Source organism: Streptomyces milbemycinicus (assembly GCF_002154605.1).
Classification (GTDB): Bacteria; Actinomycetota; Actinomycetes; order Streptomycetales; family Streptomycetaceae; genus Streptomyces; species Streptomyces milbemycinicus.
The window spans coordinates 1-24676 of the sequence record NZ_MUNE01000025.1; the positions used below are offsets into that span (position 1 = coordinate 1).

21 protein-coding genes and 1 pseudogene are annotated in these 24676 nt (G+C 70.6%); 10 read left to right on the forward strand and 12 right to left on the reverse strand.

The window, feature by feature from the left end; translation table 11 throughout:
* Window positions 1-1490: toprim domain-containing protein (locus CCN51_RS01890; RefSeq protein ID WP_086859198.1), on the forward strand; the 1490-nt coding region annotated here is incomplete at its 5' end.
* A gap of 236 nt (window positions 1491-1726) precedes the next feature.
* On the opposite strand, the gene CCN51_RS01895 is transcribed toward CCN51_RS01890, so the two are convergent.
* Both CCN51_RS01895 and CCN51_RS01900 read right to left on the reverse strand, forming a co-directional pair.
* Entirely contained in the window at window positions 1727-2737 is a 1011-nt protein-coding gene (locus tag CCN51_RS01895) for an NADP-dependent oxidoreductase (RefSeq protein ID WP_193383820.1), read from the reverse strand.
* Window positions 2738-2947: 210 nt separating this feature from the next.
* Complete coding sequence (locus CCN51_RS01900) at window positions 2948-3739, reverse strand: SDR family NAD(P)-dependent oxidoreductase (protein WP_014182074.1); 792 nt, start codon at window positions 3737-3739, stop codon at window positions 2948-2950.
* 85 nt (window positions 3740-3824) lie between these two features.
* Here CCN51_RS01900 and CCN51_RS01905 point away from each other — a divergent pair, with 85 nt between their 5' ends.
* Window positions 3825-4676, forward strand: a complete 852-nt coding sequence (locus CCN51_RS01905) for a helix-turn-helix transcriptional regulator (protein ID WP_043488263.1) — start codon at window positions 3825-3827, stop codon at window positions 4674-4676.
* Window positions 4677-4731: 55 nt separating this feature from the next.
* Here CCN51_RS01905 and CCN51_RS01910 read toward each other — a convergent pair whose 3' ends face one another.
* The 4 genes from CCN51_RS01910 to CCN51_RS56890 all read right to left on the reverse strand — a co-directional run bounded on the left by CCN51_RS01910 (window position 4732) and on the right by CCN51_RS56890 (window position 7839).
* Window positions 4732-5637 (reverse strand): MBL fold metallo-hydrolase, encoded by a 906-nt coding sequence (locus CCN51_RS01910; protein WP_014182072.1) that lies wholly within the window; start codon window positions 5635-5637, stop codon window positions 4732-4734.
* Window positions 5638-5966: 329 nt separating this feature from the next.
* On the reverse strand, window positions 5967-6527 hold the full coding sequence (locus CCN51_RS01915) for a TetR/AcrR family transcriptional regulator (protein WP_043488262.1): 561 nt from the start codon (window positions 6525-6527) through the stop codon (window positions 5967-5969).
* A gap of 175 nt (window positions 6528-6702) precedes the next feature.
* Window positions 6703-7482 (reverse strand): SDR family NAD(P)-dependent oxidoreductase, encoded by a 780-nt coding sequence (locus CCN51_RS01920; RefSeq protein WP_014182070.1) that lies wholly within the window; start codon window positions 7480-7482, stop codon window positions 6703-6705.
* Window positions 7483-7680: 198 nt separating this feature from the next.
* On the reverse strand, window positions 7681-7839 hold the full coding sequence (locus CCN51_RS56890) for an NAD(P)-binding domain-containing protein (RefSeq protein WP_107425894.1): 159 nt from the start codon (window positions 7837-7839) through the stop codon (window positions 7681-7683).
* 103 nt (window positions 7840-7942) lie between these two features.
* On the opposite strand from CCN51_RS56890, the gene CCN51_RS01925 reads away from it, so the two are divergent.
* Window positions 7943-8773 carry a helix-turn-helix transcriptional regulator gene (locus CCN51_RS01925; RefSeq protein WP_014182068.1) on the forward strand — a complete coding sequence of 277 codons (831 nt, stop codon included), beginning with the start codon at window positions 7943-7945 and terminating at the stop codon, window positions 8771-8773.
* On the opposite strand, the gene CCN51_RS01930 is transcribed toward CCN51_RS01925, so the two are convergent.
* Entirely contained in the window at window positions 8763-9644 is an 882-nt protein-coding gene (locus CCN51_RS01930; protein WP_043488259.1) for a helix-turn-helix transcriptional regulator, read from the reverse strand. The two genes, CCN51_RS01925 and CCN51_RS01930, sit on opposite strands and share 11 nt — an antisense overlap.
* Before the next feature lie 219 nt (window positions 9645-9863).
* On the opposite strand from CCN51_RS01930, the gene CCN51_RS01935 reads away from it, so the two are divergent.
* Window positions 9864-10298: a nuclear transport factor 2 family protein gene (locus tag CCN51_RS01935; protein ID WP_014182066.1), complete on the forward strand. Its 435-nt coding sequence runs from the start codon at window positions 9864-9866 to the stop codon at window positions 10296-10298.
* A gap of 28 nt (window positions 10299-10326) precedes the next feature.
* Here the strand turns inward: CCN51_RS01935 and CCN51_RS01940 are convergent, their stop codons facing one another.
* On the reverse strand, window positions 10327-11379 hold the full coding sequence (locus tag CCN51_RS01940; protein ID WP_014182065.1) for a medium chain dehydrogenase/reductase family protein: 1053 nt from the start codon (window positions 11377-11379) through the stop codon (window positions 10327-10329).
* Between the two features lie 108 nt (window positions 11380-11487).
* On the opposite strand from CCN51_RS01940, the gene CCN51_RS01945 reads away from it, so the two are divergent.
* Window positions 11488-12150, forward strand: a complete 663-nt coding sequence (locus CCN51_RS01945; protein WP_043488257.1) for a TetR/AcrR family transcriptional regulator — start codon at window positions 11488-11490, stop codon at window positions 12148-12150.
* A gap of 233 nt (window positions 12151-12383) precedes the next feature.
* Window positions 12384-12977, forward strand: coding sequence for a TetR/AcrR family transcriptional regulator (locus CCN51_RS01950; protein WP_014182063.1), 594 nt, complete (start codon window positions 12384-12386; stop codon window positions 12975-12977).
* A gap of 138 nt (window positions 12978-13115) precedes the next feature.
* Here the strand turns inward: CCN51_RS01950 and CCN51_RS01955 are convergent, their stop codons facing one another.
* Complete coding sequence (locus CCN51_RS01955) at window positions 13116-14066, reverse strand: quinone oxidoreductase family protein (RefSeq protein WP_014182062.1); 951 nt, start codon at window positions 14064-14066, stop codon at window positions 13116-13118.
* Between the two features lie 356 nt (window positions 14067-14422).
* Between CCN51_RS01955 and CCN51_RS01960 the strand changes: the two genes are divergently transcribed.
* The 3 genes and pseudogenes from CCN51_RS01960 to CCN51_RS56895 all read left to right on the forward strand — a co-directional run.
* Entirely contained in the window at window positions 14423-15106 is a 684-nt protein-coding gene (locus CCN51_RS01960; RefSeq protein WP_014182061.1) for a TetR/AcrR family transcriptional regulator, read from the forward strand.
* 90 nt (window positions 15107-15196) lie between these two features.
* The gene (locus tag CCN51_RS59800; RefSeq protein ID WP_078610799.1) at window positions 15197-15748 is read left to right on the forward strand and encodes a TetR/AcrR family transcriptional regulator; all 552 of its coding nucleotides are present in this window, start codon (window positions 15197-15199) and stop codon (window positions 15746-15748) included.
* A 58-nt stretch (window positions 15749-15806) separates the two neighbouring features.
* Window positions 15807-15890 (forward strand): annotated as a pseudogene (locus CCN51_RS56895) (short-chain dehydrogenase); the annotation flags it as partial.
* Window positions 15891-16049: 159 nt separating this feature from the next.
* On the opposite strand, the gene CCN51_RS01975 reads toward CCN51_RS56895, so the two are convergent.
* From CCN51_RS01975 to CCN51_RS01985, 3 genes are read right to left on the reverse strand one after another with little or no spacing between them, the layout of a single operon-like run.
* Complete coding sequence (locus CCN51_RS01975; protein ID WP_014182059.1) at window positions 16050-18161, reverse strand: protein kinase domain-containing protein; 2112 nt, start codon at window positions 18159-18161, stop codon at window positions 16050-16052.
* Complete coding sequence (locus CCN51_RS01980; protein ID WP_014182058.1) at window positions 18158-20398, reverse strand: protein kinase domain-containing protein; 2241 nt, start codon at window positions 20396-20398, stop codon at window positions 18158-18160. Before CCN51_RS01980 ends, CCN51_RS01975 begins: the two co-directional genes overlap by 4 nt.
* 18 nt (window positions 20399-20416) lie before the next feature.
* Window positions 20417-21325, reverse strand: a complete 909-nt coding sequence (locus CCN51_RS01985) for a hypothetical protein (protein ID WP_238545546.1) — start codon at window positions 21323-21325, stop codon at window positions 20417-20419.
* Between the two features lie 170 nt (window positions 21326-21495).
* Between CCN51_RS01985 and CCN51_RS01990 the strand changes: the two genes are divergently transcribed.
* Window positions 21496-24462, forward strand: a complete 2967-nt coding sequence (locus CCN51_RS01990; protein WP_014182056.1) for an AfsR/SARP family transcriptional regulator — start codon at window positions 21496-21498, stop codon at window positions 24460-24462.
* Window positions 24463-24676 lie beyond the last annotated feature (214 nt).

Genomic DNA, 24676 nt, shown 5'->3' on the forward strand with positions numbered 1-24676 from the left:
ACGCCAAGCTCTCCCTGGAGAACCTGCACCAGCGCGCCCGCCAGACCGCCTTCCTGGTGCCTGGCCTGACCATCGTCGTGCGCGACGAGTTTGGGCTCGGCGAGGGCGGCAGCAAGGGCGAGGAATCCTTCCGCTTCGACGGCGGCATCAGCGAGTTCTGTGAGTTCCTGGCGAGCGACAGGCCGGTCTGCGACGTCCTCCGCTTCAGCGGGCAGGGCACCTTCAAGGAGACGGTCCCGGTCCTGGACGAGCACGGCCGGATGACGCCCACGGAGGTCACCCGGGAACTCGGTGTGGACGTCGCGCTGCGCTGGGGAACCGGCTACGACACCGCTCTGCGTTCCTTCGTCAACATCATCGCCACCCCCAAGGGCGGCACCCACGTCGCCGGCTTCGAACAGGCCGTCGCCAAGACGATGAACGAGGTGCTGCGCGCCAAGAAGCTGCTGCGCGTCGCCGAGGACGACATCGTCAAGGACGACGCCTTGGAGGGACTCACGGCAGTCGTCACGGTCCGTCTCGCCGAGCCCCAGTTCGAGGGCCAGACCAAGGAGGTCCTCGGCACCTCGGCGGCCCGCCGCATCGTCAACACCCTGATCAGCAAGGAACTCAAGGCGTTCCTGACCTCCACCAAGCGTGACGCGGCCCAGCAGGCCCGGGTGGTCCTGGAGAAGGCCGTCGCCGCCGCCAGGACGCGTATCGCGGCACGTCAGCACAAGGACGCGCAGCGCCGCAAGACGGCCCTGGAGTCCTCCTCGCTGCCCGCCAAGCTCGCCGACTGCCGCAGCGACGACGTCGACCGCAGTGAGCTGTTCATCGTCGAGGGCGACTCCGCGCTCGGCACGGCGAAGCTCGCCCGGAACTCCGAGTTCCAGGCGCTGCTGCCGATCCGCGGCAAGATCCTCAACGTGCAGAAGTCGTCCGTCACGGACATGCTGAAGAACGCCGAGTGCGGTGCGATCATCCAGGTGATAGGAGCGGGCTCGGGCCGGACCTTCGATCTGGACGCGGCGCGCTACGGCAAGATCATCATGATGACCGATGCCGATGTGGACGGCTCCCACATCCGGATCCTGCTCCTGACGCTGTGCCACCGCTACATGCGGCCCATGGTCGAGGCCGGCCGGGTCTTCGCCGCGGTGCCGCCGCTGCACCGGGTCGAGCTGATCCAGCCGAAGAAGGGGCAGGACAAGTACGTCTACACGTACTCCGACCGGGAGCTGCGCGACAAGCTGCTGGAGTTCCAGAGCAAGAACATCCGGTACAAGGACTCGATCCAGCGCTACAAGGGCCTCGGTGAGATGGACGCCGACCAACTGGCCGAGACCACCATGGACCCCCGCCACCGCACCCTGCGCCGGATCAACCTCTCCGATCTGGAGGCCGCGGAACGCGTCTTCGACCTGCTCATGGGCAACGAAGTGGCTCCCCGCAAGGAGTTCATCGCCAACTCCGCTGCCACGCTCGACCGGTCCAGGATCGATATCTGAGAATCGCGCGACCCGCCAGGCGGCCCCCCGCGCCGCCTGCTCTGTTGCCCGGCCCAACGCCCGATTGGCCAACTACTGGACGACCACATCGCTCTCCTTGCGTCTGTCCTTGGTGCCTCGGTAGTCGCCGCGCTCATACGGCGCTGTCCAGGCCCCCGCGGTCTCCGCCTCGGCGTCCCGCTGGCCGCCAGCGCCCCGAGGACGAGCGCCGGACGCGTCTGTGAAACGGCTGGTCCCTAAGCGACCGTGAGCACGATCTTGCCCTGGATATGCCCTCGGGAGGCGCGTTCGTGTGCCGCCTGGGCATCCGCGAGCGGAAACGTGCTGTCGATCGCGACGCGGACCGTGCCCGCGTCGAGCAAACGTCCCACTTCGGCGAGTTGCGCGCCGTGCGAGCGGACCTGGGTGCCCGAGACCGTGACGCCCAGCTTTGCGGTCTCTTCCTCGTCGTATTCGCCGAAGAACACGGGGAACAGGGCGCCGCCGCGCTTGAGCGTGCGCAGGAAGCGGCTGCTGTCGCGGCCACCGACGGCGTCGAGAACGAGGTCGACGCCGTTCACGAGTTCCTCGGGACGACTCTTGGTGTAGTCGATGAACTCGTCGGCGCCCAGCTCGCGCAGGAACGATTCATGCGCGCCCGACGCCACCGCGATGACAAGTGCGCCCTTCCACTTCGCCAGCTGCAGTGCGAAGTGCCCCACGCCGCCCGCGGCGCCGTTGACGAGCACCGTCGTGTCGGTGCCGAGGGCCACCGGGCGATGCCGCGCCGCCTGGAAGGGCGACGGGTGATCGTGCCCGAGCTCGATCAGGAACTGCCACGCCGTCAGCAGGGACATAGGCGCCCCGGCGGCGTGCACATGATCGATACCGGCCGGCTTGCGTGCGAGGTCCGACGCGGGCGCGGCCACGTACTCGGCATACGCCCTGCCGTCGAAGCTGGGAAAACGAAGGAGACCGAAGACTTCATCACCGACGGAGAAGCCCTCCACATCCGCGGCGACGGCCTCCACGACGCCCGACATATCCGTCCCCGGAATCACGGGCAGGTCGAACTTCGGCCTCGTCTCCGGAGGTATGTTGCTCAGCCCGTCGCGCAGGTACCAGTCCGGAGGATTGATGCCGACCGCGTGAACGCGGACAAGCACCTCACCCGGCCCCGGCTCGGGAATCGGCACCTCGTCGTAACGCAGAACCTCAGGGCCGCCGTGCTCATGCAGCCGGATCGCCCTCATCGTGTGTGTTGGCATCGTTTCCTCCTGCCCCATCCGGGGGAGTAACGCTGAATGGATCAGTGATCCGGTTATCCGTACCACTGATCCGAATATATGGACCACTGATCCGGATAGTCAAACGAAGAATCGTGACCACCTGCTCGCAGTCGCGGGCGCCGTCATCCCCGAGCAAGGCGCCGAGGTGCAGGGCGGTGAAGGAGCGGCCCGGAGCCCGGGCCGCTCTTTTCAGGCGCCGAGGCCGCCGTCGACCGGGACGATCGCGCCGGTCACATACGAGGCGCGGTCGCTGAGCAGCCACGCGGCCACCTCGGCGACCTCGCGGGGCTCGGCCATGCGGCCGAGCGGGGTCGCGGCGGTGTTGGCCTCGACGATGCCCGGGGTCGCCGCCTCCCACTCGTCGATCATCTCTGTGGCGGTGCCGCCGGGAGTGATGCCGTTCACCCGGATGCCCTCACGGCCCCAGGTCACGGCCGCGGTCTCCGTGATGCTGTTGAGTGCGCGCTTCATGGCCCCGTACGCGGGCAGAACGGGGTTCGCGCGACGGCTGCCGATGCTCGAGGTGTTGACTATCGCCCCGCCGCCGCTCTGTCGCATGAGGGCGGCCTCGGCGGTCATGGCGGTCCAGTGCGAGCGGAAGTTGACGCCGAACTGCGCGTCGACGTCCTCGTCGCTCGTGGCATCCAGCGGGCCGGGCTGCTGAATCACCGCGCCGTTGTTGAAGGCGCCGTCGAGCCGTCCGTGCAGCTCCTCGACACGGTCGACCGCCGCGCGGATGCTCGCGCGGTCGGCCAGGTCCAGGGTGACGGCGTCGGCGACACCGCCGTCGGCGCGGATCTCCTTCACGATCCGCTCAAGAGCGTCGGTGCCGCGGGCGGCGAGCACGACGGCCGCGCCCTCGGAGGCGAAGAGCCGGGCCGCGGCCGCCCCGATGCCGCGGCTGGCGCCGGTGATGAACAGGACCTTGCCGGTGAGCAGGCCGATGGGTGCGCTGTCGGTGGTGTGCGTGTTGTTCGTCATGACACCACCGTCCGGTCGGCCCCCGGCCGGATACAGGCACAGGCTGTACCAGGATCCGCCGCCGCGCCGTGCGCACACTGGGCGTATGGACAAACAGGAACTCGGGGCGTTCCTCCGCAGCCGCCGCGAGCGGCTCCGCCCGCAGGACGTCGGCCTCCCCTCCGGACCGCGACGCCGCACACCAGGTCTTCGCCGCGAGGAAGTGGCGGTCCTCGCGCACATGTCCACGGAGTACTACATCCGGCTCGAACAGGGCAGGGCGCCACAGCCCTCGGGCGACGTCCTCGCCGCGATCGCGGGAGCGCTGCGACTCACCGACGCCGAGTCCGACCACCTCCACGTCCTCGCGGGCACCGCGCCGAACCGTACCGGACTGCACCGGCGCGACGTCCGCCCCAGCATCCTCGCGCTCCTTCAGCGGCTGCCGCAGACGGCCGCCTTCGTGATGTCCGCCGCGTTCGAGGTCCTCGCCTGGAACGACCTCGCGGCCGCGCTCATGGAGGACTTCGCCCCGCTCACCCCCCAAGACCGCAATCTCGCACGCCGGGCCTTCCACGGGCCGCAGAGCACCGATGCGACGCTGTACGGGATCTCCGACGCCGCCGAGTTCCGGCTGAGTGTCGTGATGCGGCTCCACGCCACCCTCGCCCGCTACCCCACCGATCCCGCGGTGACCCGCCTCGTCGACGAACTCCGCGACGCCAGCCCCGACTTCGCCCGGCTCTGGGAACGGCACGACGTACAGGCCGCGCCGATGCTCACGAAGACCTTCCGCCACCCGGCCGTCGGGGAGGTCGCCGTCGACTGCGACACGCTCACCCTCACCGACCGTGACCAGTACCTCGTGCTCTTCACCGCGCCGCCGGGATCCACCGGCGCCGAGGCCCTGGCCCTGCTGAACGTCCTGGGGGCGGAGGCCAGTCACTACCTGCCGTAGTGCCACGGCCGACCACCGCGAGCACTGTCGCCGGCAGGGAATCCTCCTTAGGCGATCAGGTCGCAGTGGGCGGAATCCCGGTGCCTGGTTCGGGGTACAGGCGGAAGCGTCCGCCGTCGCTTCGGACTGTGCCGGCGGTCGGCTGGGGGAAGTGGGTGCCGAGCAGCAGGGTGTCGGTGTCCGCCAAGATGTTCAGAAGGCGGGTCCGGGTGCGCACCGCCTGCTGTGCGTCGGTGTCGACGCAGCTGGTGAGGTGGGGGTGGGACAGCTGCACCGGGTGGTGGATGCTGTCGCCGGTGATCAGGGCCGTGCGGTCGGTGCCGCGCACTTCCACGGCGACCTGCCCGGGAGTGTGACCGGGGGCCGGGACAAGCCGGACCCCGTCGGCCACCTCACGCCCCTGGTCGGGAACGTCCAGGGGGTCGTACTGTCCGCTGTCGCGGACGGGGTCGACGGAATCGCGGAACATCTGGCGACGCGCCTCGTCCATCTCGGCGGTGGCCCAGTGGTCCCATTCGGTGCGGCCGGTGAGGTAGCGGGCGTGGCGGAAGGTCGGCTTCCAGTCCCCGTCGACGAGATGGGTGTTCCAGCCGACGTGGTCGGTGTGGAGGTGGGTGGTGATGACGAGGTCCACGGAATCGGGCGGGAATCCGGCGTCGGTCAGGCGCCGCAGGTAGTCGGTGTCGAGGCCGTTCCAGGCCGGGTTGGCGCGCGCCTTGCCGTTGCCGATCCCTGTGTCGACGAGGATGCGCAGTCCGTCGGCTTCCACGGCGAAGGTGTGGCTGGCCAGAAGGAGCGTGCCGGCGTCGGCGAAGTCGGGACGCAGCCAAGCTGCCTCGTCGATCACGTCCGAGGTGGCCTCGGGGAGCAGCCAGGGCCCTGTCTGCGGTGGCAGAACGATCTCGTCGATGCGGCGTATGACCGTGCCTCCGAGGCTCCAGGCAGGGTAGCCCTGGGGCACGACCGCGCGGGAGGCTCGCGGCCATGGAGGCGGCCTCGGCGAGCAGCGCGCCGGCCAGCACGGGGCGCCGCCCCAGGTGGGGTCGGAGCGCTGGATGCGGCCAGCAGGCCGACGAGCACGGACGTGTGCAGTGCGAAGGCGCCGTTGCGGCTCAGGGGAGAAGGGTGGCGGGGGCGGGACAGTAGGGCTGTGGCGCTGGACATGAGGTCTTCCGGTCACTTAAGGCAAACTCTTTGCTTTAAGTGAGATTAGGTCCGTCCTCCTTCTAAAGCAAATCCTTAGCTTTTTGGTGCGCGGACGTTGCGCTCTCGGGCGCGGCTCCGGCCCGCTCAGCGTCGATCGAGTGCCGCGGCGACCAAGCCGTGCGTATATGCGGCCGACGTGTCCGAGGGGCGGAACAGGATGCGGTACATCAGCGGGGCGACGATGGCATCCAGCAGCGCCTCCACCCCGGGCACCGCCTCTCCGCGGCCGGCGGCCCGCACGCCGATGGCCGTGAGCTGCTCGGCGGCGTAGTCGGAGCAGCGGGCGGCATTGCCCTGCTCGGGATCACCCAGGAGAGCATCACGGATGTAGGTGCGCCCTACGGACGAGGACATCTCCTCTGCGAACTGCTCGATCCACGCCTCCAAGTCGGCGCGCAGGCTGCCCTGATCGGCAGGGGCCGCGTCCGGGCGCAGCCGCTCCACCGCCACGTCGGACAGCAGTTCCCGCAGATCGCCCCAGCGTCGGTAGATCGTGGAAGGAGTGACCCCGGCCCTGGTGGCGATCAGGGGAACGGTCAGAGCGTCGCGGCCGCGTTCGGCTTCCAGGTCCCGTACGGCCTGATGGACGGACTGCTGGACGCGCGCACTGCGCCCGCCGGGGCGCACGGAGGCTCGGGGACTCATGACACCAGCTTAACGCGAAGAAATTGCTTTTTATGGGGGGCGTCTGTGCGGTGGCGCCGCAGTGGCTCAGGAGCGCAGCGGCTCCACTCAGGCGAGCTCGCACGACAAGATCTCCGGCAGAGCCCGGAATTCCACAGCCCCGGCCATCTGGCCGGGGCTGTGCGTTGGGGCTGGTTCAGTTGGCCCGGTAGCGGGAGGCGAGTTCCGGGCTCTGTCCGCCGAAGGCAGCGAGATCTGCCTGGAAGACGGCGTCGAGGAGGCCGGTGTCTTCGACACCCGGGGCGCAGACCACTTCGCCGAGTTCGAGTCCGCGCAGGCCGGCGGTGACGACATCCTCGGCGGACATGCGGGGCACGACGCTCATGTCCAGGCCCTGGCGCGTGTGGAATTCGGTGGCGACGACGCCCGGACACAGCACCTGGACCTGGACCCCAGTGTCCTCCAACTCGGCGCTGAGGGTCTGGGACATGGCGACGAGGTGGGCCAGCGAGCCGGCGTAGACGGCGCGGCGGGGCATGACGGACTTGTCGGCGGGACCACTGAAAGCGATCATCCCGGCCACGTTGATGATCTTTCCTTCGCCGCGTTCCTGCATGCCGGCGACGGCGGCGCGGGTGAGCATGGTGGGGGCGACCACCTTGACGTGGACGAGTTCGCGGGCCTTGTCGGCGGGCAGCTCGGCGAGCGGCATGTAGTGGGCGACGCCGGCGTTGTTGACGAGCATGGTCAGCGGTTCGCCGGCGCAGATCTCGGCGACGGTGTCGACGCCGATGTCGGTGGACAGATCGGCGGCGACGGTGCGGACCTTGGCATCGGTGTGGGTGGCGGCGAACTCCTCGAGGCGGTCCTTGTTACGGCCGACGATGATCAGGTCGTAGCCGTCCGCGGCGAGGCGTTCGGCAAATGCCTTGCCGATGCCGGAGGTGGCGCCGGTGACGAGGGCGAGCTTGCTCATGAGTGCTGTTCCTTTCGAGTGTCGGCCGAAGTGGCCAGGTTCGGGGTGATCCGGGCGATGTGCCGGATGCCGTCGGCGCCGCGCGCTTCGCCGTCTGTCCCGCGCCGGCCTCACCGAGGTGCACCACGTGGCGGGAGAAGGACCGGAACACGGGCGTGCAGCGCTCGGCCGCAGACTGCGGACCGCCGACCATCGTGGTCAGCCGGCGCTCCTGTGCGGCCGGACGGCGGCAGGGCGCCGGGCCCAGGTGTGCAGGGGGAACCCTGCTTCCGCGATCGCGGTGGCCATGGGCAGGCCCTGGTCACCCAGCCCGATGAACCCCACGGCGGTTCGTGCAGGCTTTCGTGCTTCTGTCATGCCTCCACGGTCGGAATGAAACGGATGATTAGGTAGTAGATCCGTTTTCATGGGAATGGCAGTACCAGGACAGGTAAACGTCTCTCTTGCCACAATCGAGGGCATGGCGACCACAGAACTCGGCGCGGCCCTGCGTCACTGGCGCGATCACGTCTCGCCCCAGGTCGTCGGCCTGTCCGCGGGCGGACGCAGGCGCGCCGCCGGGTTGCGCCGCGAGGAACTGTCCCAGCTGGCCGGCATCTCCGCCGACTACATCACCCGGCTGGAACAGGGACGCGCGACCAAGCCCTCACCCCAGATCGTCGCATCCCTCGCCCGCGCCCTGCGGCTCACCCAGGACGAACGAGACCACCTCTTCCACCTGGCCGGCCTTGCCCCACCGGGCCCCGGCACGGTCCCACAGCACATCACCCCCGGTGTCCACCGCATGCTGGACCGGCTGACCGGGACACCGGTCGCCGTCTTCGACGCCGCCTGGAACCAACTGCTCGCCAACCCCCTCTACACGGCACTCATGGGGGAGTGGCACGGCGACGACCTCAACGCGGTCTGGCGCAACTTCCTCAACCCTCACAGCCGCGTACGCAAAACCCCCGAATCGAAGGGCGCACTCCAAGCAGCACAGGTCGCCGACCTGCGCCGCACCGCCGGCCGCTACCCCGACGATCCGAACCTGCACTCCCTCATCGCCGAACTACGCCGCCGCAGCGCCCACTTCGACAACCTGTGGGAATCGGGCGCCGTCGGCGAGCACGAAGCCGCCCGCAAGACTGTCGACCACCCCCAGGTCGGCGCCCTGACCCTGGACTGCGACGTCCTCAGCGTCGCCGGCAGCGACCTGCGCATCATGGTCTACACAGCCCAGCCCGACACCGAAGACGCCAACCGTCTGGCGCTCCTTTCCGTGATAGGGACGCAGCTGCTTACCGGATGACCGTCCCCGCGTCCTGCTTCTGTCCGGTCGTGGCGGACCAGCTGGCGAGCAGCTTCAGGCCGTCCTCGGCGGCGGTTCCGGGGGGCGCGCTGTAGACGACCACGCTCAGGCCGCTTTCGTCCGGCAGGCTCATGGTCTCCTGATCGAGTTCCAGGTCGCCGACGAGCGGATGGTTGAGGCGTTTCGTGCTCTCGCGGAAGACATGGACGTCATGGGATGCCCACATCACGCGGAAGGCGTCGCTGCGGGTGGACAGTTCACCGATCAGGTTCGACAGCTCCCGGTCGTAGGGGCTTTTCCCCGCCTCGATGCGCAGCGCGCCCACGGCGAAGCGGGCCATGCGCTCCCAGTCGGTGTAGAACCGCCTGGCCGCGGGGTTGAAGAACGCGAACCGGGCGACGTTCGCCCCGCAGGTCGGGTCGGCATACATCTCCGAGTACAGGGCCCGGCCCAGCGGGTTGGCGGCTCGTGTGTCGAGGCGGTTGTTCATCACGAACGCCGGCATCTCCGGCATCCCCTCGACGATCCTCGCCACGCTCGGCCGCACCGTCGGCCGGATCTCCCGCTGCCGGGCCCGCGCCTTGGGCCCCGGCCCGGCAGCGCGGGCGAGGTCGTACAGATACATGCGCTCGGTGGCATCCAGCCGCAGGGCCTGGGCGAGGGCGTCCAGCACGCTGTCGGAGACACCTTGGAGGTTGCCGCGCTCCAGGCGCGTGTAGTACTCGACGCTCACCCCGGCCAGTGTCGCGACCTCGCCCCTGCGCAGTCCCGGCACCCGCCGTTGACCGTACGCGGGCAGGCCCGCCTGCTCGGGGGTGATCCTGTCGCGTCGAGAGCGGAGGAAGGCGCTGACTGCATCCCGGTTGCCCATGCGGACAGGGTAGGCAGCCCGCGCGATGGATGGGGGACCCTGCCAGTACCCCTCACAGCAAGGACTCCCCCCTCCCGGCTCTCTCCCGTTGCATGGTGCGTGCCCCGATCCTCCGGGGCGACCGGTACGAGGACGAACGCACCCCGCCGGCCGACCTTTTCAGTACCAAGTTCCACATGAGGGCTTGAGTACCTGGACCAGACCGAAGAGGCACACGTGATGAGCAACCAGACCGAGACGGTGACGCAGAGCCCCGCGGATGTCGTGCGAGGGCTGTACGACGCGCTGAGCAAGGGCGACGTGCCGGGTGTCCTGGCCAAGCTGGACCCCGAGGTGATCGTCGACGAGCCGAACCAGCTCCCCTACGGCGGTGTGCACCAGGGCCGCGAGGTGTTCGTGCAGTCGATCCTGGGCGCGATGATGGGCTACGCCAACGTCGCCATCACCGGTGCCGAGGTGTTCGAAGGCCAGGCCGGCGTCGTCGGAACGCTCACCGGAACGCTCACGGCCCACACCACCGGTGAGGACTTCCCGCTGACCATGGTCGAGATCCACCAGGTCGAGAACGGCACGGTGCGCAAGATCGACGTCTACACCAAGAACCCCCACGAGCTCGCCGCGTTCTACGCGCGCGCCGAGGCGGGCACCCGCTGACGACGACACTCTTCACAGTCCGCGACCGTCACCGGTGCGGGTCCGGAACGATGACGACCTTGCCGGCGACTGTCCGGGACTCGGCAAGAGCCAGCGCCGCAGCAGCCTCGGTCAGCGGGAACTGAGCGGCGATCTGTGGGGTGAGCACACCGTCGGCCAGTAGCCTCAGCACCTGGGTGAGGTCCTCGCGCAGCCGGCTGCGGAAGGCATCCAGTCGTCGCTTGCCGGCCCAGAAGTTGTAGAAATGCGCGCCCTTGCCATTGGGCAGGTAGTTCCACGATGCCAGCCGGGAGAACAACTGCAACACCGGCAGCTGGGAGTTGCCGTCCTCATTCTTCGTGGCCGCCGTGCCGTAGGACACCAGCGTCCCGCCCCGGCGCAGCAGCTGCCACGACTCCTTCAGACCGGACCCGCCGACGTGGTCGAACACCGCGTCGACGCCGTCCGGCGCGATCTCGCGGATGCGCTCATACATGTCCGGGTGGCGGTAGTCGACCGGGATGGCACCCAGTTCGCGCACGACCTCGTGGTGACGAGCCGACGCCGTGCCGATCACGGTGATGCCCGCGTACCGGGCCAGTTGTACGAGAGTGGAACCGACGCCACCGTTGGCGCCCAGAACCACGATCGTCGCGCCGGAGCGCACCTTGGCGGTCCGGTGCAGCATCTGCCAGGCGGTGATCCCGTTGACCACCACGGTCTCCGCGGAGGCAGCGTCCACCCCGTCCGGCACGGCCACGAGATCCGCGGTGTCGATCAGCAGATGACTGGCCCAGCCCCCGACCTTGGTGACCGCGGCGAAACGGCGCCCGATCAGGGCGGCGTCCGCCTTCGAGCCAACGGCGGTCACCGTGCCGACCACGTCATACCCGGGGACGAAGGGGAAAGGTGGCTGGTCGAAGTACTTGCCGCGGCGCATCTGCTGCTCGGCGAAGGACACGCCGGTCGCGTCCATCCGCAGAACAACCTTTCCCTCGTCCGGGGCGGGAAGTTCTCGGACGCGGACTTCGAGGCCGCTCGGCTCGACCTTCCCGGGCAGGAGGATCTCGGTGGCAGTGGTGGTGAAGGCGCTGACATTCACGGCGGGGCTCCAGGTCCGGTCACTTACCTAACAGGCGCAAGGTTACATGCGTTAGCTTCGTTGGTGCAAACGTGAACGCCTGTAAGTTCTTCTGCGTAAGATGACGGCATGGGAGAAGACATGCCCACGCCCGCCACGCCCGCCCCACCGAGAACCGCCCGTACTCGCAACCGCCGCGGGGAGGGGGGCCGGCTGCGCGACGACATCGTGGCGGCGGCGGTCGAGCTGCTCGAGGAGACCGGCGACGAAAGCAGCGTCACCCTGCGATCCATCGCCCGCCGTGCAGGGGTGGCCGCTCCCTCGATCTACCGCCATTTCCCCGACCAGCCGAGCATCATGCTGGCCGTCGTGCAGCAGGCTTTCACCATGCTCGAGGCCGAGTTGCGTGGCGCCCTGAACGCCGCACGCGGCGACGCCAGAGGACGGCTGTTCGCCGTCTGCAGCGCCTACTTGGGCTTCGCGGACAAGCACCCTGGCCGCTACCGCACGATGTTCGGTGGAGTCTGGATGCCTGATCTGGGCAACAGCTCGCTGGCCGAAGGTGACGTGTCCTCGTTGGGCAGTACGAGCTTGGCGCTGCTCGTGGACGCCCTCGGTGACTGCGTCTCCGCGGGCTGCGCAACCAGTACCGACCTGGCCGCCGACGCCGTCGCCCTGTGGCTCGGCCTGCACGGGCTCGCCCACCAGCGGTCGGTGACCGTCGCCTTCCCGTGGCCGCCGGACATCGCGGAACGCCTCATCACCGCGCTCGCTCACCTCAACGACGCCTGAGTCGGCTCCGCGGGGCGAATGCTGTGCCCTCTCCCTCATGCGTCGTCTTGGCGCGGTTCTGGTTGCTACGAGCGTAAACTTAAACCCATGAGCTAACGGATGTAAGGTTAGCGATTGTCGTGGCCTGATGTCCTGTTGCGGATACGGTCGACCGGCCCGCCCGTGACGGTGGCCTGCTCCTTCCGGGGGAGTACGCTGAATGGATCAGTGATCCGGATAGTCGAGAGGGACAGATGCGGGCCGACGCCAGAAAGAACCACGACCACCTGCTCGCGGTAGCGGGCGCCGCCATCACGGCAGAGGGCGTCGACGTATCACTGCGCGACATCGCACGCAGGGCCGACGTCGGACTCGCAACGCTGCTCCGCCACTTCCCTACACGCGAGACACTGCTCGATGCCCTGCTCCGCACGCGTTTCGACGAGCTGACGGTAAGGGCGGCCGAGCTCGAGAGGTCGATCTCGCCCGCAGACGCTCTCGTTTCGTGGCTGCGCGACTGCGTCGCGTGCGCACACGAGTACCGGGGCGTGACAGCGCTGATGGCGGCCGCCATCGAGGACCCCGAGTCCGCGCTCCATGCCTCGTGCGTCGCCATGCGCGCAGCCGGCGCGCGGCTCCTCGCCCGCGCTCAGGCTGCGGGCACGGCGCGGACCGACATTGACGGCACCGACTTGTTTGCGCTCGTAGCGGCGCTCGCATGGCTCGCCGATCAATCCTCCCTGGCGCCACGCGCCGATCACCTCTTCGATGTTGTCGCGAGCGCGATTCTGGTGAGCGCAGGGAGCAGCCATGCCGAGGGCGAACGCCGTCCTCGGACCCGTAGCTGACATCGTCACGCGCTGACCGGCGGACTCGGAAGCGCGCTCGGCAAGGAGCGGCTCGACGCCGGGGTCGCGCAGCGGGCGCGGGCCGCCCCCGCCCTAAACGATTTCCACGGGGGATTCCGCCTTCCAGGGGGGCGAGTGTCAGATGGTCAGAACGATCTTGCCGAAGGTGGAGCGGGACTCCAGCAGAGCGTGCGCGGCCGCGGCTTCGTCCAGCGGGAAGGTGCCGTGCAGCACCGGCTTCAGGCGGCCTTTCCGCAAGTCGGCGAATACGAGCGCGAATGTCTCCGCGGCGGTCTTCGACGGTGCACTGGTGAGACTGAGCGTCGAGATGGTCCAGGACTGCTGGAAGTTCGCGAACAGCGCCATGCCGAAGTCGGGGGTGGGGGCACCCGCAGCGATGCCGCTGATCACGTACCTGCCGTTCGGGCGAAGCAGGGGGATGAAGTTGGCCATATCGGAGCCGGCGGCGATGTCGATGACGGCGTGATAGCGGCCATCCGGGCCTGGGTCGACCGCGTCCACGCCGACGACCTCCGTGGCCCCCAGGTCGTGCAGCCGCCGCGCGACGGACTGGTCGGGAACGGAGGCGATCACCATCGCACCCCGAGCGGCCGCGAGCTGGGTGGTGAGCACTCCAATCCCTCCGCCGGCGCCTCGAATGAGCACCCGCTCGCCCGCCTTGACGTCGCCCCTTTCCAGGCTTGCCGCGGCGACCAGAGAATTCACCCCGAGCGCTACCGCGTCATGGGCCGAGACGTCGTCCGGTAGTTCTACGAGGGATTCGGTGGGCAACGCGACGCGGTCGCAGTAGCCGCCGCCGTGTCCGGTCGGCGCGAAGACTCGGCGTCCCACCCAATCGGCGTCGTCCTGTGAACCGACCTCGACCACAGTGCCCGCCACCTCGAGACCGGGCACGAAGCCGGTGCCGACGTCGGGCATGGCGCCCCGCCGTATCAGAACGTCGGCGAGGCCGACCCCAGCCGCTTCCACCGCCACCACGGCATGTCGCGGCTCGGCGGTCGGGTCTGGCCGGTCGACCAGCTTGAGGTTCTCCGGACCACCGAAGTCGGCGATCTCTACTGCACGCATGATGTCTCCTTGTGGTGCTTTGCGGCGCATCCGGCCTTCATGACGGGCATGTTTCGACCCGGCCGGATGCGCATTGTGAGAAATGGGAGGTGAATGCGGAACGGCGTGGCTCAGGGTTCGCAGATCCCTGTGCCGGTCACGGCCTCCTCCGGGCAGAGGACCTCACGACCGCCGTAGCGGTGGTATTGCACAGCGAACACGGCAAACCTCCGTACACATGACGAGTCGTTCAACACAAGGGCTCACAACTGCTCACCTCTGCGGCAGCGAGCCGACCGATCGCGGAACACCGCGGTACCAGATCACGCTAACCCGCTAAACGGGCAACCTCTTCCGTTTGTGGTTAAGTGAGAGACATGCCTGCTCAGCCGTCTCGAAAGCCGTCCTCGCCCGCCTCCGGCACCCCCGTCCGGGGGCAGCGAGCCGACGCCCGGCACAACCGCGCCCGGCTCCTCCAGGCCGCCCGCGAGGCGTACGCCATCAACGGCACCGACGTACCCTCCAGCGCTATCGCCCGCAGGGCCGGCGTGGGTGCCGCCACCCTCTACCGGCACTTCCCGACACGGGGCTCGCTGATCGCCGCGGCGTTCTCCGAACAGCTCGCCGAGTGCGTCGCAGCCCTCGACGAGGCCCTTCAGGACGACGATCCCTGGCGCGGTCTTTGCTCCGTCCTCACCAAGGTGTGCCGGATGCAGGCCGAGGACCGCGGGTTCAGCGCCGCGTTCCTCTCCGAGTCTCCCGACGAGCCCGGCTTCCGTAGCGAACGCGCCCGCGCCGAGGCAGGACTCGCCCGGCTCGCGCAACGCGCGAAGGACACCGGACAGTTGCGCAAGGACTTCGATCCCAGCGACGTCGTCCTCCTGCTCCTGGCGAACAACGGCGTCGTACGGCAGTCCCCGGAGGTGGCCCTGGCCGCCTCTCGCCGCCTGCTCGCCTACTTCCTCCAGTCCTGCCGGGCGACGGACGGCGCGCCCCCTCTGCCCCGGCCAGCGCCGCTCCGCCTCGACGACCTCTACGGGCCGCCGCACCGAACCGGGTGACCGGCGAGGTCCGCCTGGGGCGCGCCCCGTCACGCCAGACGACGCTTGCCCCTGCTTCGACCGGCACAGCGTCCGGGATGACGGAGACACATCACGTCGGCCGTCCATGCCGAATTCCCGCCCTCGGCACGCGGCGCTCTCAACGCGGTCTCCACGCGTGCGGTCTGCACCGCCGCAGGTGTGCAGGCCCCGTCGCTGTACCACCACTTCGGCGACCGGTCGGGACTGATCCGCGCGGCCGTCGATGCGGCGTTCGAGGAGTACTTCCACCGCAAGAACACCGCTACCCCGGCGGATGACGCGGACCCGCGTGCCCGCGTCGCCGCAGGATGGGACGCGCACATCGCGTTCGCGCTCGCCTACCCGGGTCTCTACCCGGCGATGTACCCGACATCGGGCCCGCTGCCGAGCCAGGTCGAACGAAGCGGCGCGCGGCTGCGCGCAGGTTTCGACGAGCTCGAGCAGGCAGGCGCCCTCCGGCCCGGAATCACCGCGGCGCTGGCGACGAACGCGCTCCGCGCAGCCCCTGCGCGGTGTCGCCCACGCCGTCGCCGCGAATCCCGACAACGGCGACAACGACGCGACATCCGCCGTCGTCCGCGACGCGCTTGTCCATGCGCTCGTCGCGGACCGGCCACATGACTGACTCCTCGCCGTTCAGGCCGACACCACCGACGCCGGCGAACTGCGACGAGCCGTCATGGCCGCGGTCGAGAGGTGGGGGCGACTCGACGGTGCCCTGAACAACGCCGGCCGCACCCAGGGCGGCGGCCGCCTCGCCGAAGTCACCGACGAGACCTTCGACTCCGTCCTCGAGACCAACCTCAGCTCCCTCGCAGCCCTCGGCCGCCCTGGCCAACCGGACGAGATGGCCGAAGCCACCGCCTGGCTCCTCAGCGACCGCGCCGGCTCGCGGCCGCAGAGCCGGCACCGACTGCCGCGCCTAGGACACCGAGAAGCAGAAGAGCTTGCCGGACCAGCTGGCGAAGACGTGGTCGTCGATGGGGACCGCCGACCAGGAGCCGGAGCCACCGCTGACGGGGTGGTGCCAGACCTGTTGGCCGGTGCCGGCGTCGAAGCCGTAGAGCCCTTTCTTTCCCGCAAGGAGGAACAGGTCGCGTACGGCGCCCAGGAACTGCAGCTCGCCGAGGCCGGAGCCGGCCGTCCAGCGCTTCGCCCCGGTCTGGGCGTCGACCGCGTGCAGGACCTGGTCGAGGTAGCAGACGGTGTCACCGGACCGGTCGTAGCCCCGCATCCCCCGGGCCGCGGTCCGCACGCTCCACAGGGTCTTGCCCGTCTTCGGGTCGAAGGCGGTGAGCAGCCCGCCGGTCGCGCCGGCGGCTCCGGTGGCCGGGTAGCAGAACAGGGTTCCCTGGAGCAGCCTCAGGGATCCTTGCCAGCCGAGGATCGCACTGTTCGTCGGTGGGAGACCGGTGGGCTTGCTCCAGAGCGTGTCGCCGTCGGCCGGCTTGAGGGCGAGCAGCCGCATATCGCCGTCGATGGCGTAAAGCGCCTCGCCCTCGGACGGCGGATAGAGGGCGACGAGGTCCTTGGACCACAGGCGGTCGCCCGTGTCCGACGCGATGGCGGTGTATCCGTTGAGGATCGCGGTCGTGGACGTGGCCGACTCGCGGCCCCAGACGATCAGATGGCCGGCCCGGGTGGCGCCGACGACGGTGGGTCCGCCCATGTCCGGTGTCTGCCACCGCACCTCACCGGAAGACGCGTCGATGCCCTGGAGGCGCCCGTTGCTTCTGGTCACGAGCAGCGAGCCGTTGGCGAACTCAACCTCCGGCGCGCTGGCCCCGGTCGGTGACGCGGTCCACAGCTCCTTCCCGGAGCGGCCGCCGAACGCGTGGACCTTCCCGTCGGTGCGTACGGTGTAGACGCGCTTGTTGTCGGCGATGGCGTCGGTGTTCTGGCCGCTGAGGTCCCTCCACAGGGGCTTGCCGGTGGCCCGGTCGACACAGACCCCCGAGGTCTCCCCGACGCACAGCAGGGTGGACGGTGTCACCGAGAGGAGGGACATGCCGGGCTGCGGGAGGTCCGTGGTCCAGGAGAGTTCGGGGATGGCGGTCGCGTCCCCGTCGCGCGACCGGAGGATCAGCGCGGTGCCCGTGGCGGCCGCGGCGACGGCGAGCACCGCGCCGCCGGCCAGCACCCGGCGCCTGCTGAGCAGCGGAGTGCGCACCTCCTCGCGCAGGCTGCGCTGCGCCGCGGTCACCTGCAGCTCGACCGCGCCCAGCCAGCCCGCGGTGGTCGCCGGGCGCAGCCGGCCCTGCAGCTGCGCGACGGTCGGACGCCGGGTGGGGTCCTTGTCGAGGCAGGCGGCGACGATACCGAGCAGGGCCTGCGGGACGCCGTCCAGCTCCGGTTCCTCGTGGGCGACGCGGTAGAGCAGTGCGTGCGCCGCGCCGGTGCCGAAGGGCAGGGCGCCGGTGGCGGCGAAGGCGAGCACGGCGCCGAGCGCGAACACGTCGCTGGCGGGGGTGAGCTCGGCCCCTGTCGACTGTTCGGGCGACATGAAGCCGGGCGACCCGATGATCTGGCCTTCTGCGGTGAGCACGGTCCCGTCGACGGCCCGGCTGATGCCGAAGTCGATGACCCTGGGCCCATCGGACGTGAGCAGGATGTTGGACGGCTTGAGGTCGCGGTGGATCAGCCCGGCGCGGTGGATGGCGGCCAGCGCCTCGGCCAGGCCCGCGCCGAACACGCGCAAGGTGGCCTCGGGCATGGGCCCGTGGGCCCCGATGGCGTCGGTGAGCGAGGGGCCGGGGATGTACGCGGTGGCGAGCCACGGCTGCGGCCCCTCGGGGTCGGCGTCGACGACGGGCGCGGTGAAGGCGCCGCCGACCGCACGGGCGGCGTCCACCTCGGCCTTGAAGCGCCGCCGGAAGCCGGGATCGGCGGCCAGTTCGGGGCGTACGACCTTGACGGCGACGGCACGGCCGCTGCGCGACGCGGCCAGATGGACGCGGCCCATGCCGCCCGCGCCGAGTTCCCGGATCACCCGGTACGGTCCGATGTGTGTGGTGGCGTCGCCCTGCGTGGTCATGGGGTGGGGCTCCGGAAGGCGTAGAGGGTGGTGTCGGACGCGGCGTAGACGGTCATGCCGGAGGCCTGCACCGACCAGGACTTCTTGTTCTTGGCTTCGGCCCCGGAGGCCCGGTGCGCCCACAGCGGTTTGCCGTCCGAGGCGCGCAGGACGATGAAGCCCGGGGTGTCGGCGCCGAACAGGGAGAGCGCCACCAAGGACTCGGTGACGGAGGGGCCCGGGTCGAGTGCGCCCGCGGGGTCGAGGGTCAGCGGACTCGGGGTGTGCCACAGCTGGCTGCCGTGGCGCAGGTCGAGGGCGAAGACGGTGCCCTGGCCGTCCGCGACGTAGGCCCGCTTGCCCTGGACTGTGGTGGGGCTCAGGTTCGTCGTCTCGTTGACGGCGGTCCACAGGTCGCCACCGTCGGCAGTGCTCAACGCGCGCACCTTGACGTGGGTGACCAGCAGCGCGTTGCCGTCGGTGGCCAGTTTCGGGTAGGCGCCGGGCTTGATGACGTCTCGGACCGTCCAGCGGACCTCGCCGGAACGCAGTTCGATTCTGTGGACGTTGCCGTTGTCCTGCACAAAGCAATGGCGCCCGTCGGCGATGGCCTGGAAGTCGGAGCCGTTCACCGTGCGGGACCAGAGCACCGACCCGTCGGCGAGGTCCACGGCGCACACGCTGTAGCCCTGATTGCCGCTGGTGCTGACGACGGCGACTGAGCCGGTGACGCAGAGGACGTCCTGGACTTGGTCGGCGTACGACCCGGTGTCCTTCTGCTCGGTGACGGTGTGGGTGAACTTCAGATCACCCTTGGCGTCCACACCGAGCAGGTAGCCGCGCTCACCCGCCCAGGCTGTTCCGAACAGCGTCGAGCCCCGGACCGTGAGCCAATCCGGCCCGCTGGAGGCGTCGGACGGTATGCGGGCCTTGGCCGTCCAGAGTTCTTTTCCGGTCGTGGTGTCGTAGGCGATGGCGGTCTGCTTGTCCCAATGGACCAACGCGGAGCCGAGAAGACGTAGTTGGCCGTTCTCCACCCGCCGCAGCGGGCTCGACCACCGCGGCTCTGGGCCCGCGGGCACCTTGGCCCCGGGCCGGACCGTGGTGCCCGCGCTACCGCCGTCGCCCGGGGTGCGGCCGGGCTCCGACCGCCGCCCGGCCACGACCGCGGCGCCCGCGGCCACTGCGGCCACCGCGGCGGTGCCACCGACCACGGTGATCCGCACGAAGCGGCGGCGGCTCGGCCTGCTCCGGTCCGCCGTGGTCAGCGAGGTCACGGGCATGGGGGGTGCGGCCACCAGGACGGCGGCGTGCGCCTCGCGTGTGGTGAGGTCGTCCCGCAGGCCCGGTGTGAGCAGCGCGGAAGGTTCGGCGGGGCCGAGCGCGGCCAGCACCGCGCCGGTGGGCGGCCTGCGGGCGGGGTCCTTGTCCAGGCAGGCCGCGGCCAGCGGACGCAGCGCTTCGGGTACGCCGTCCAGCAGCGGCGGGGCGTGGACGGCCCGGTAGAGGATCTCGGCCGTGTTTCCGGCGCCGAAGGGGCCCCGGCCGGTGGCCGCGAAGACCAGGACGCAGCCGAGGGAGAAGACGTCGGCCGCCGGTCCGGCCTCGCGGCTCGACACGATCTGCTCGGGGGCCATGAACCCCGGCGTCCCGATCACGGCGTCCGTCCGGGTGACCTGCGTCGCGTCCGCCGCCCGGCTGATGCCGAAGTCGATGACACGGGGCCCGTCTTCCGCCACGAGTACGTTGCCGGGCTTGAGGTCGCGGTGGACGATTCCGGCGGCGTGGATCGCGAGCAGCGCCTCGGCGAGGCCGGTGCCCAGGGCCCGCAGGGCCGGCTCGGTCAGCACGCCGAAGCGGTGTACGACCTCGTGCAGGGACGGCGCGGGGATGTACGCGGTGGCCAGCCAGGGCTGCGGGGCGTCGGCATCCGCGTCGAGCACTGGCGGGGTGTAGAACCCGCTGACCCTGCGGGCGGCGTCGGCCTCGCGTCGGAAACGCCCGCGGAAGTTCGGCGTCTCGGCGTACTCGGGCCGGACGACCTTCAGGGCGACCAGGCGCGATCCCGGTGATCTGGCCAGGAAGACCCGGCCCATGCCGCCTTCGCCCAGGAGCTGGAAGACCTCATAGGGGCCGATCCGGCCCGGGCTCTGCTGCCGCGGGACCGTCGGGTGCGGGACCGTCGGGTGCGGCTCGAAGACTTTCGTGTGCGGCTGCGGAACCGTGGGGTCGCCGCCGCCGTGCGCAGGTGTGTGCACCGTGATCGTGGACGCGGGTCAGCTCAGCGAACCGAGTACGTCGCGCGCGGCGGCGACGACGGCGTCCTCGGCCTGCTGCTGGTTCCTGCCGGAATCCTTGGTGTCGTAGGTGAGGCTCACGGTGAACTCGGCGTTGCCCTCACGGACGATCACCTGAGCCTCCGCCAGGTCGAAGGGGTCCTTGTCCACACCATGCACGAGGTAGGCGTCCTCGCCGAGCCCGCTGAGCGACCGGGAGTCGGTGGTCGTGCGCACCTTCTTCAAGGCCTCGAGGGCGCTCTTCTTGTGTATGTCGAACATGCCACTCGCCGACGGGCCGACCGTGAGGTTCACCTGCAGGCGCAGCTGCCCGCCGCCCGAGCCGAACGGCGTGTCCCAGCTCGGCATCCTGGTGATCATCGCTGCCATGGTGGAGTTGTCGAACTGCGACGGCTTGCACTCGGTTCCCGGTGCGATGCGCGCGATGGTGGACGCCTTGATCAGCCGGCACCCTTCGGGCACCTTGGTGAACGATTTCCCCGCCGCCGTCGGCGCCTGCGGCTCGGCGGCGCCGCCCGGAGCGCCGGACTGCTTCCCCTCCGCAGCGCTTTCGCCGTCACCCCCTGACATGGCGATGACCACACCGACGATCGCGGCCACGGCGAGGGCCGCACCGCCGCCGATCAGCCAGGGCCGCGTACGGGCGCCGCCCGGCCGACCCGAGCCCGGGCCACCGCTGAGCGGCGACGTCGCCGGGACCGGCTGTGACCAGGCCGAAGACGTGCCCGGCGACTGGGGCGGGACCGGAGGCGGTGCCTGACCCGGCGGAGGCGGCAGCTGCCCCGGGGCCTGTGCCGCAGGACCCCACCCCGGCATTCCCTGAGGGAGCGGCTGGGCGGGGCCGGTCTCGCCGGAGCCCTGGGGGTCCGGCTGCGGGGTCTTACTCACGGGGTAGCTCGCTTTCCGCTCTCGCCATCGGGACCGGCAGGGCCCGTCCCGTCGACCGGGCCGGAGCGAAGGCGCACCGGGGCCCGACACAACTTGCAAAACCCTTTCGCGAGACGATGCAATGCCGATGAAATCTCGCTGAAGCAAGGGACTTGGGGGGCTGCGGGCCCATGGGGGACTTCGAGGTCGGCACGGTTCCGGCGGATTTGGGAGCGGATTTGGGAGCGGATCCGGCAGAAGCGACGGGAGGGCTGCGGATCGACCTGCTCGGCCCGGTCAGAGCCCGCCGGGGCGGGGCACCGCTCGACATCGGCCCCGTACGACGGCAGGCGGTGCTGGCCGCGCTGGTCCTGCGTACGGAGACACTGGTCACCCACCAGCAACTGCTCGATGACGTATGGGGAACCGAGCCCCCGGGCACGGGCCGCCGGGTCCTGCCGAGCTACGTCTACCCACTGCGCAAGGCACTGGACGTGGCCGGTACCCGGCCTGCCGAGTCGTTGATCCGCGGCGAGCACGGCGGCTACCGCTTCGTGCCGGGCCGTGCGCGGACGGACCTCGCTCAGCTGGCCGAACAGGCCGTCGCCGCCCGGCGCGCGAAGGCCGCGGGCGAACTCGCCACCGCCCTCGACCACTGCACCCGGGCCCTGCGGCTGTTCCGCGGCGAGCCGCTGCCCGGCCTGCCGGGACCATTCGCGGACACCGAGCGGCAGCGTCTTGTCCAGCAGCGGCGCACACTCCACGAACAGCGGGTGGAGTGCCTGGTGCTCCTCGGCCGCTATACGGATGCCCTGGACGACCTCATGGCCGCGCCCACCGCGGAGCCGTACGACGAGCCGCTTGCCGCCCTGCGGATGCGCGCGCTGTACGGCAGCGGCCGGCAGGCCGAGGCGCTCACCGCCTACCAGGAGACACGGGACCGGCTCCTCGGCGAACTGGGAGTGGAGCCCGGTGAGGAACTGCGCCGGGTACACCAGGGCGTCCTGCGCCGGGACGACCTGCTGCTGCTCGGCCAGGCGGCGCGGCAGCGCGCGGCCGGGTCCGCGGCCGGGCAACCCCCGGCGCGGCGCAACGAACTCCCCGGCGACACCGCCTGCCTCGTCGGCCGGGAGGCGGAACTCGCCCTGCTCACCGCGCCCGTGCCCGACGGGGCCGTGTCGGTGGCGGCCGTGGACGGCACGGCGGGCGTCGGCAAGACCGCGCTGGTGGTCCGCGCCGCCTGGACGCTCCGCGACCAGTACCCGGACGGCTGCCTGTTCGTGGACCTGCACGCGCACAGCGCCGCACACGAGAGCCTCCGCCCGCAGCGGGCACTGCACCGGCTGCTGCGCGCCGTCAGGGGCGCCGACGGCGATCTGCCGGACGACCTGGACGAGTTGGTCACGGCCTGGCGCGCGGCCACCAGCTCCCTACGGCTGCTGCTGGTCGTGGACGACGCCCGCAGCGCGGAGCAGGTGCGCACCCTGCTGCCCGCCGGTCCCGGCAGCAGGATGCTGGTGGCCAGCCGACAGCGCCTGTCCGGACTCGACGCCGACCTGCGGCTCACCGCGGAGCCCCTCAGCACGGGCGAGGCGGTCACGCTGCTCACGCACCTCCTGGGTGAGGCGCGCGCCGAGCGGGAACCAGAGGCCGCGCATGAACTCGCCCGGCGCTGCGGCGGGCTGCCCCTGGCGCTGCGGATCACGGGGGCCCGGCTGCAGAACCGCCCGTCCTGGACGCTGGCCCACCTGGTGGACCGGATGTCGGACGACGCGCGCCGGCTCCGCGAGCTGCGGGCCGATGACCGCAGCGTGGAGGCCGCCTTCCGGATGTCGTACGACCAGCTCGCGCCCGAACTGCGGCGCGTTTTCCGCGCGTTGGGCCTGTCGCCGACCGCCGGATTCGACCCGCTCACCCCTGCCGTCATGCTGGGCCGTTCCCGCGAGGACACCGAGGATCTCCTGGAACGCCTGGTCGACGCGAGTCTGCTGCAGCAGCCGCAGCCCGGCCGCTACCGGCTGCACGACCTCGTACGGGATCACACACGCCGCCTCGCCGCCGCGGCGCCCGAAGAGGCCGCCGCGGACCGTGCCGCCGTGCTGCACCTCTACACAGCCGCCGGCCGGATCGCCAGCGACTGGGGTCCGGAGGGCTTTCCGACCGGCCCGGACGTCTCCGGCTCGCCCTTCCCCCACTGGCTGGACGCCGCCGCATGGCTGGACGCCGCGGGCGGTGAACTGGTCGACGTGGTGGCCTACGCCGCCGCCGGGGAACATGACCTGGCCTGCTGGATCGCCGAGAGCATGGTCGATCACCTGGTCCGCCAGGGCCGCTTCCACGAGTGCCGGGCGGCCCTGCAGGTCGCGCTGCGCTGCGCGGACGTAGCCGCCGACCGGCGGATGCCCTCCTCGCTGCGGAACTGCATGGCCATCGCCGACATCTATCAGGGACGCTTCCGACAGGGGCACGCCTGGAGTGCCGACGCGCTGCGCCTCGCCCGCCGCCAGGGCGACCTGCGCGAGCAGGCCCGCGCGATCGCCGGGCTGGGCGCCACGGAGCGGGCGATGGGCCGCACCGCGGAGGCGGTCGCCCACCTCAGCGAGGTGGTGGAGCTCGCGGCCCGACTCGGCGACGACTGGCTGGCCGGGATGTCGAACTGCAACCTCGGCGCCATCTTCGACCAACAGGGGCGGCACGAGGAGGCGCTCGCGTACTACGCCACCTCCCTTGCCTTCGCCGAGAAGATCGGCCGGCCCAGGATGATCAGCAAGACCCTGGGCTTCGCCGCCGAGGCCCACCTGGCGCTCGGGCGGCATGTGGAGGCCAGGAGCCTGCTGAGGCGGGCGGCCGACCTGGCCCGGGAGGTCGCGGACCTGCAACTGCTCGCGGTGAGCCTGTCCCTGCTCGGCGCCGCGGAACACGGTCAGGGAGACCTGCGCCTGGCCGTCGCCCTCCACCACGAGGCCCTGGCCACGCTCACCGAGCACACAAGCACGCCGCTGGAGGCGGAGGTCCGCCGCCGTCTCGGGAACACCTATGCGGCGGCGGGCCGCAGCGCCGAGGCACGGCAGCAGTTCCACATCGCCCACGCCCTGACCGGAGTTGAGGAGCGGAGGTGTCCCTCATCCGAGTCCGTGAACGACCCGAGCACGCGGTAGCGGCGCACCCGCACACGGGACACTGTCGGCGGCGCGGTACGCGGTCCGGATCCCCGGCTTTGTGCCGTGACGCGCAACCTCCGCATGTCCCGCGCCCTCTTCCTCATCGGCCATGATCACACGCGCCGATGTGCCCCGGTCCGGGCCGCACACCGTATGACGCTCATCCGCACCCGGGTCTTCCGGGTGCACGCAGGAACCGCAGGAACCATCC

Bases quoted from the DNA above. Each gene is read 5' to 3' on its own strand.
- CCN51_RS01925 (WP_014182068.1), top strand. From the start codon at position 7,943: ATGGCGACCACAGAACTCGGCGCGGCCCTGCGTCACTGGCGCGATCAC.
- CCN51_RS01990 (WP_014182056.1), top strand. From the start codon at position 21,496: ATGGGGGACTTCGAGGTCGGCACGGTTCCGGCGGATTTGGGAGCGGAT.
- CCN51_RS01900 (WP_014182074.1), bottom strand. From the start codon at position 3,739: ATGACGAACAACACGCACACCACCGACAGCGCACCCATCGGCCTGCTC.
- CCN51_RS01945 (WP_043488257.1), top strand. From the start codon at position 11,488: ATGGGAGAAGACATGCCCACGCCCGCCACGCCCGCCCCACCGAGAACC.
- CCN51_RS01895 (WP_193383820.1), bottom strand. From the start codon at position 2,737: ATGCCAACACACACGATGAGGGCGATCCGGCTGCATGAGCACGGCGGC.
- CCN51_RS01960 (WP_014182061.1), top strand. From the start codon at position 14,423: ATGCCTGCTCAGCCGTCTCGAAAGCCGTCCTCGCCCGCCTCCGGCACC.
- CCN51_RS01915 (WP_043488262.1), bottom strand. From the start codon at position 6,527: ATGAGTCCCCGAGCCTCCGTGCGCCCCGGCGGGCGCAGTGCGCGCGTC.
- CCN51_RS01935 (WP_014182066.1), top strand. From the start codon at position 9,864: ATGAGCAACCAGACCGAGACGGTGACGCAGAGCCCCGCGGATGTCGTG.
- CCN51_RS01930 (WP_043488259.1), bottom strand. From the start codon at position 9,644: ATGGGCAACCGGGATGCAGTCAGCGCCTTCCTCCGCTCTCGACGCGAC.
- CCN51_RS01975 (WP_014182059.1), bottom strand. From the start codon at position 18,161: ATGACCACGCAGGGCGACGCCACCACACACATCGGACCGTACCGGGTG.
- CCN51_RS56890 (WP_107425894.1), bottom strand. From the start codon at position 7,839: ATGACAGAAGCACGAAAGCCTGCACGAACCGCCGTGGGGTTCATCGGG.
- CCN51_RS01920 (WP_014182070.1), bottom strand. From the start codon at position 7,482: ATGAGCAAGCTCGCCCTCGTCACCGGCGCCACCTCCGGCATCGGCAAG.
- CCN51_RS01950 (WP_014182063.1), top strand. From the start codon at position 12,384: ATGCGGGCCGACGCCAGAAAGAACCACGACCACCTGCTCGCGGTAGCG.
- CCN51_RS01955 (WP_014182062.1), bottom strand. From the start codon at position 14,066: ATGCGTGCAGTAGAGATCGCCGACTTCGGTGGTCCGGAGAACCTCAAG.
- CCN51_RS01905 (WP_043488263.1), top strand. From the start codon at position 3,825: ATGGACAAACAGGAACTCGGGGCGTTCCTCCGCAGCCGCCGCGAGCGG.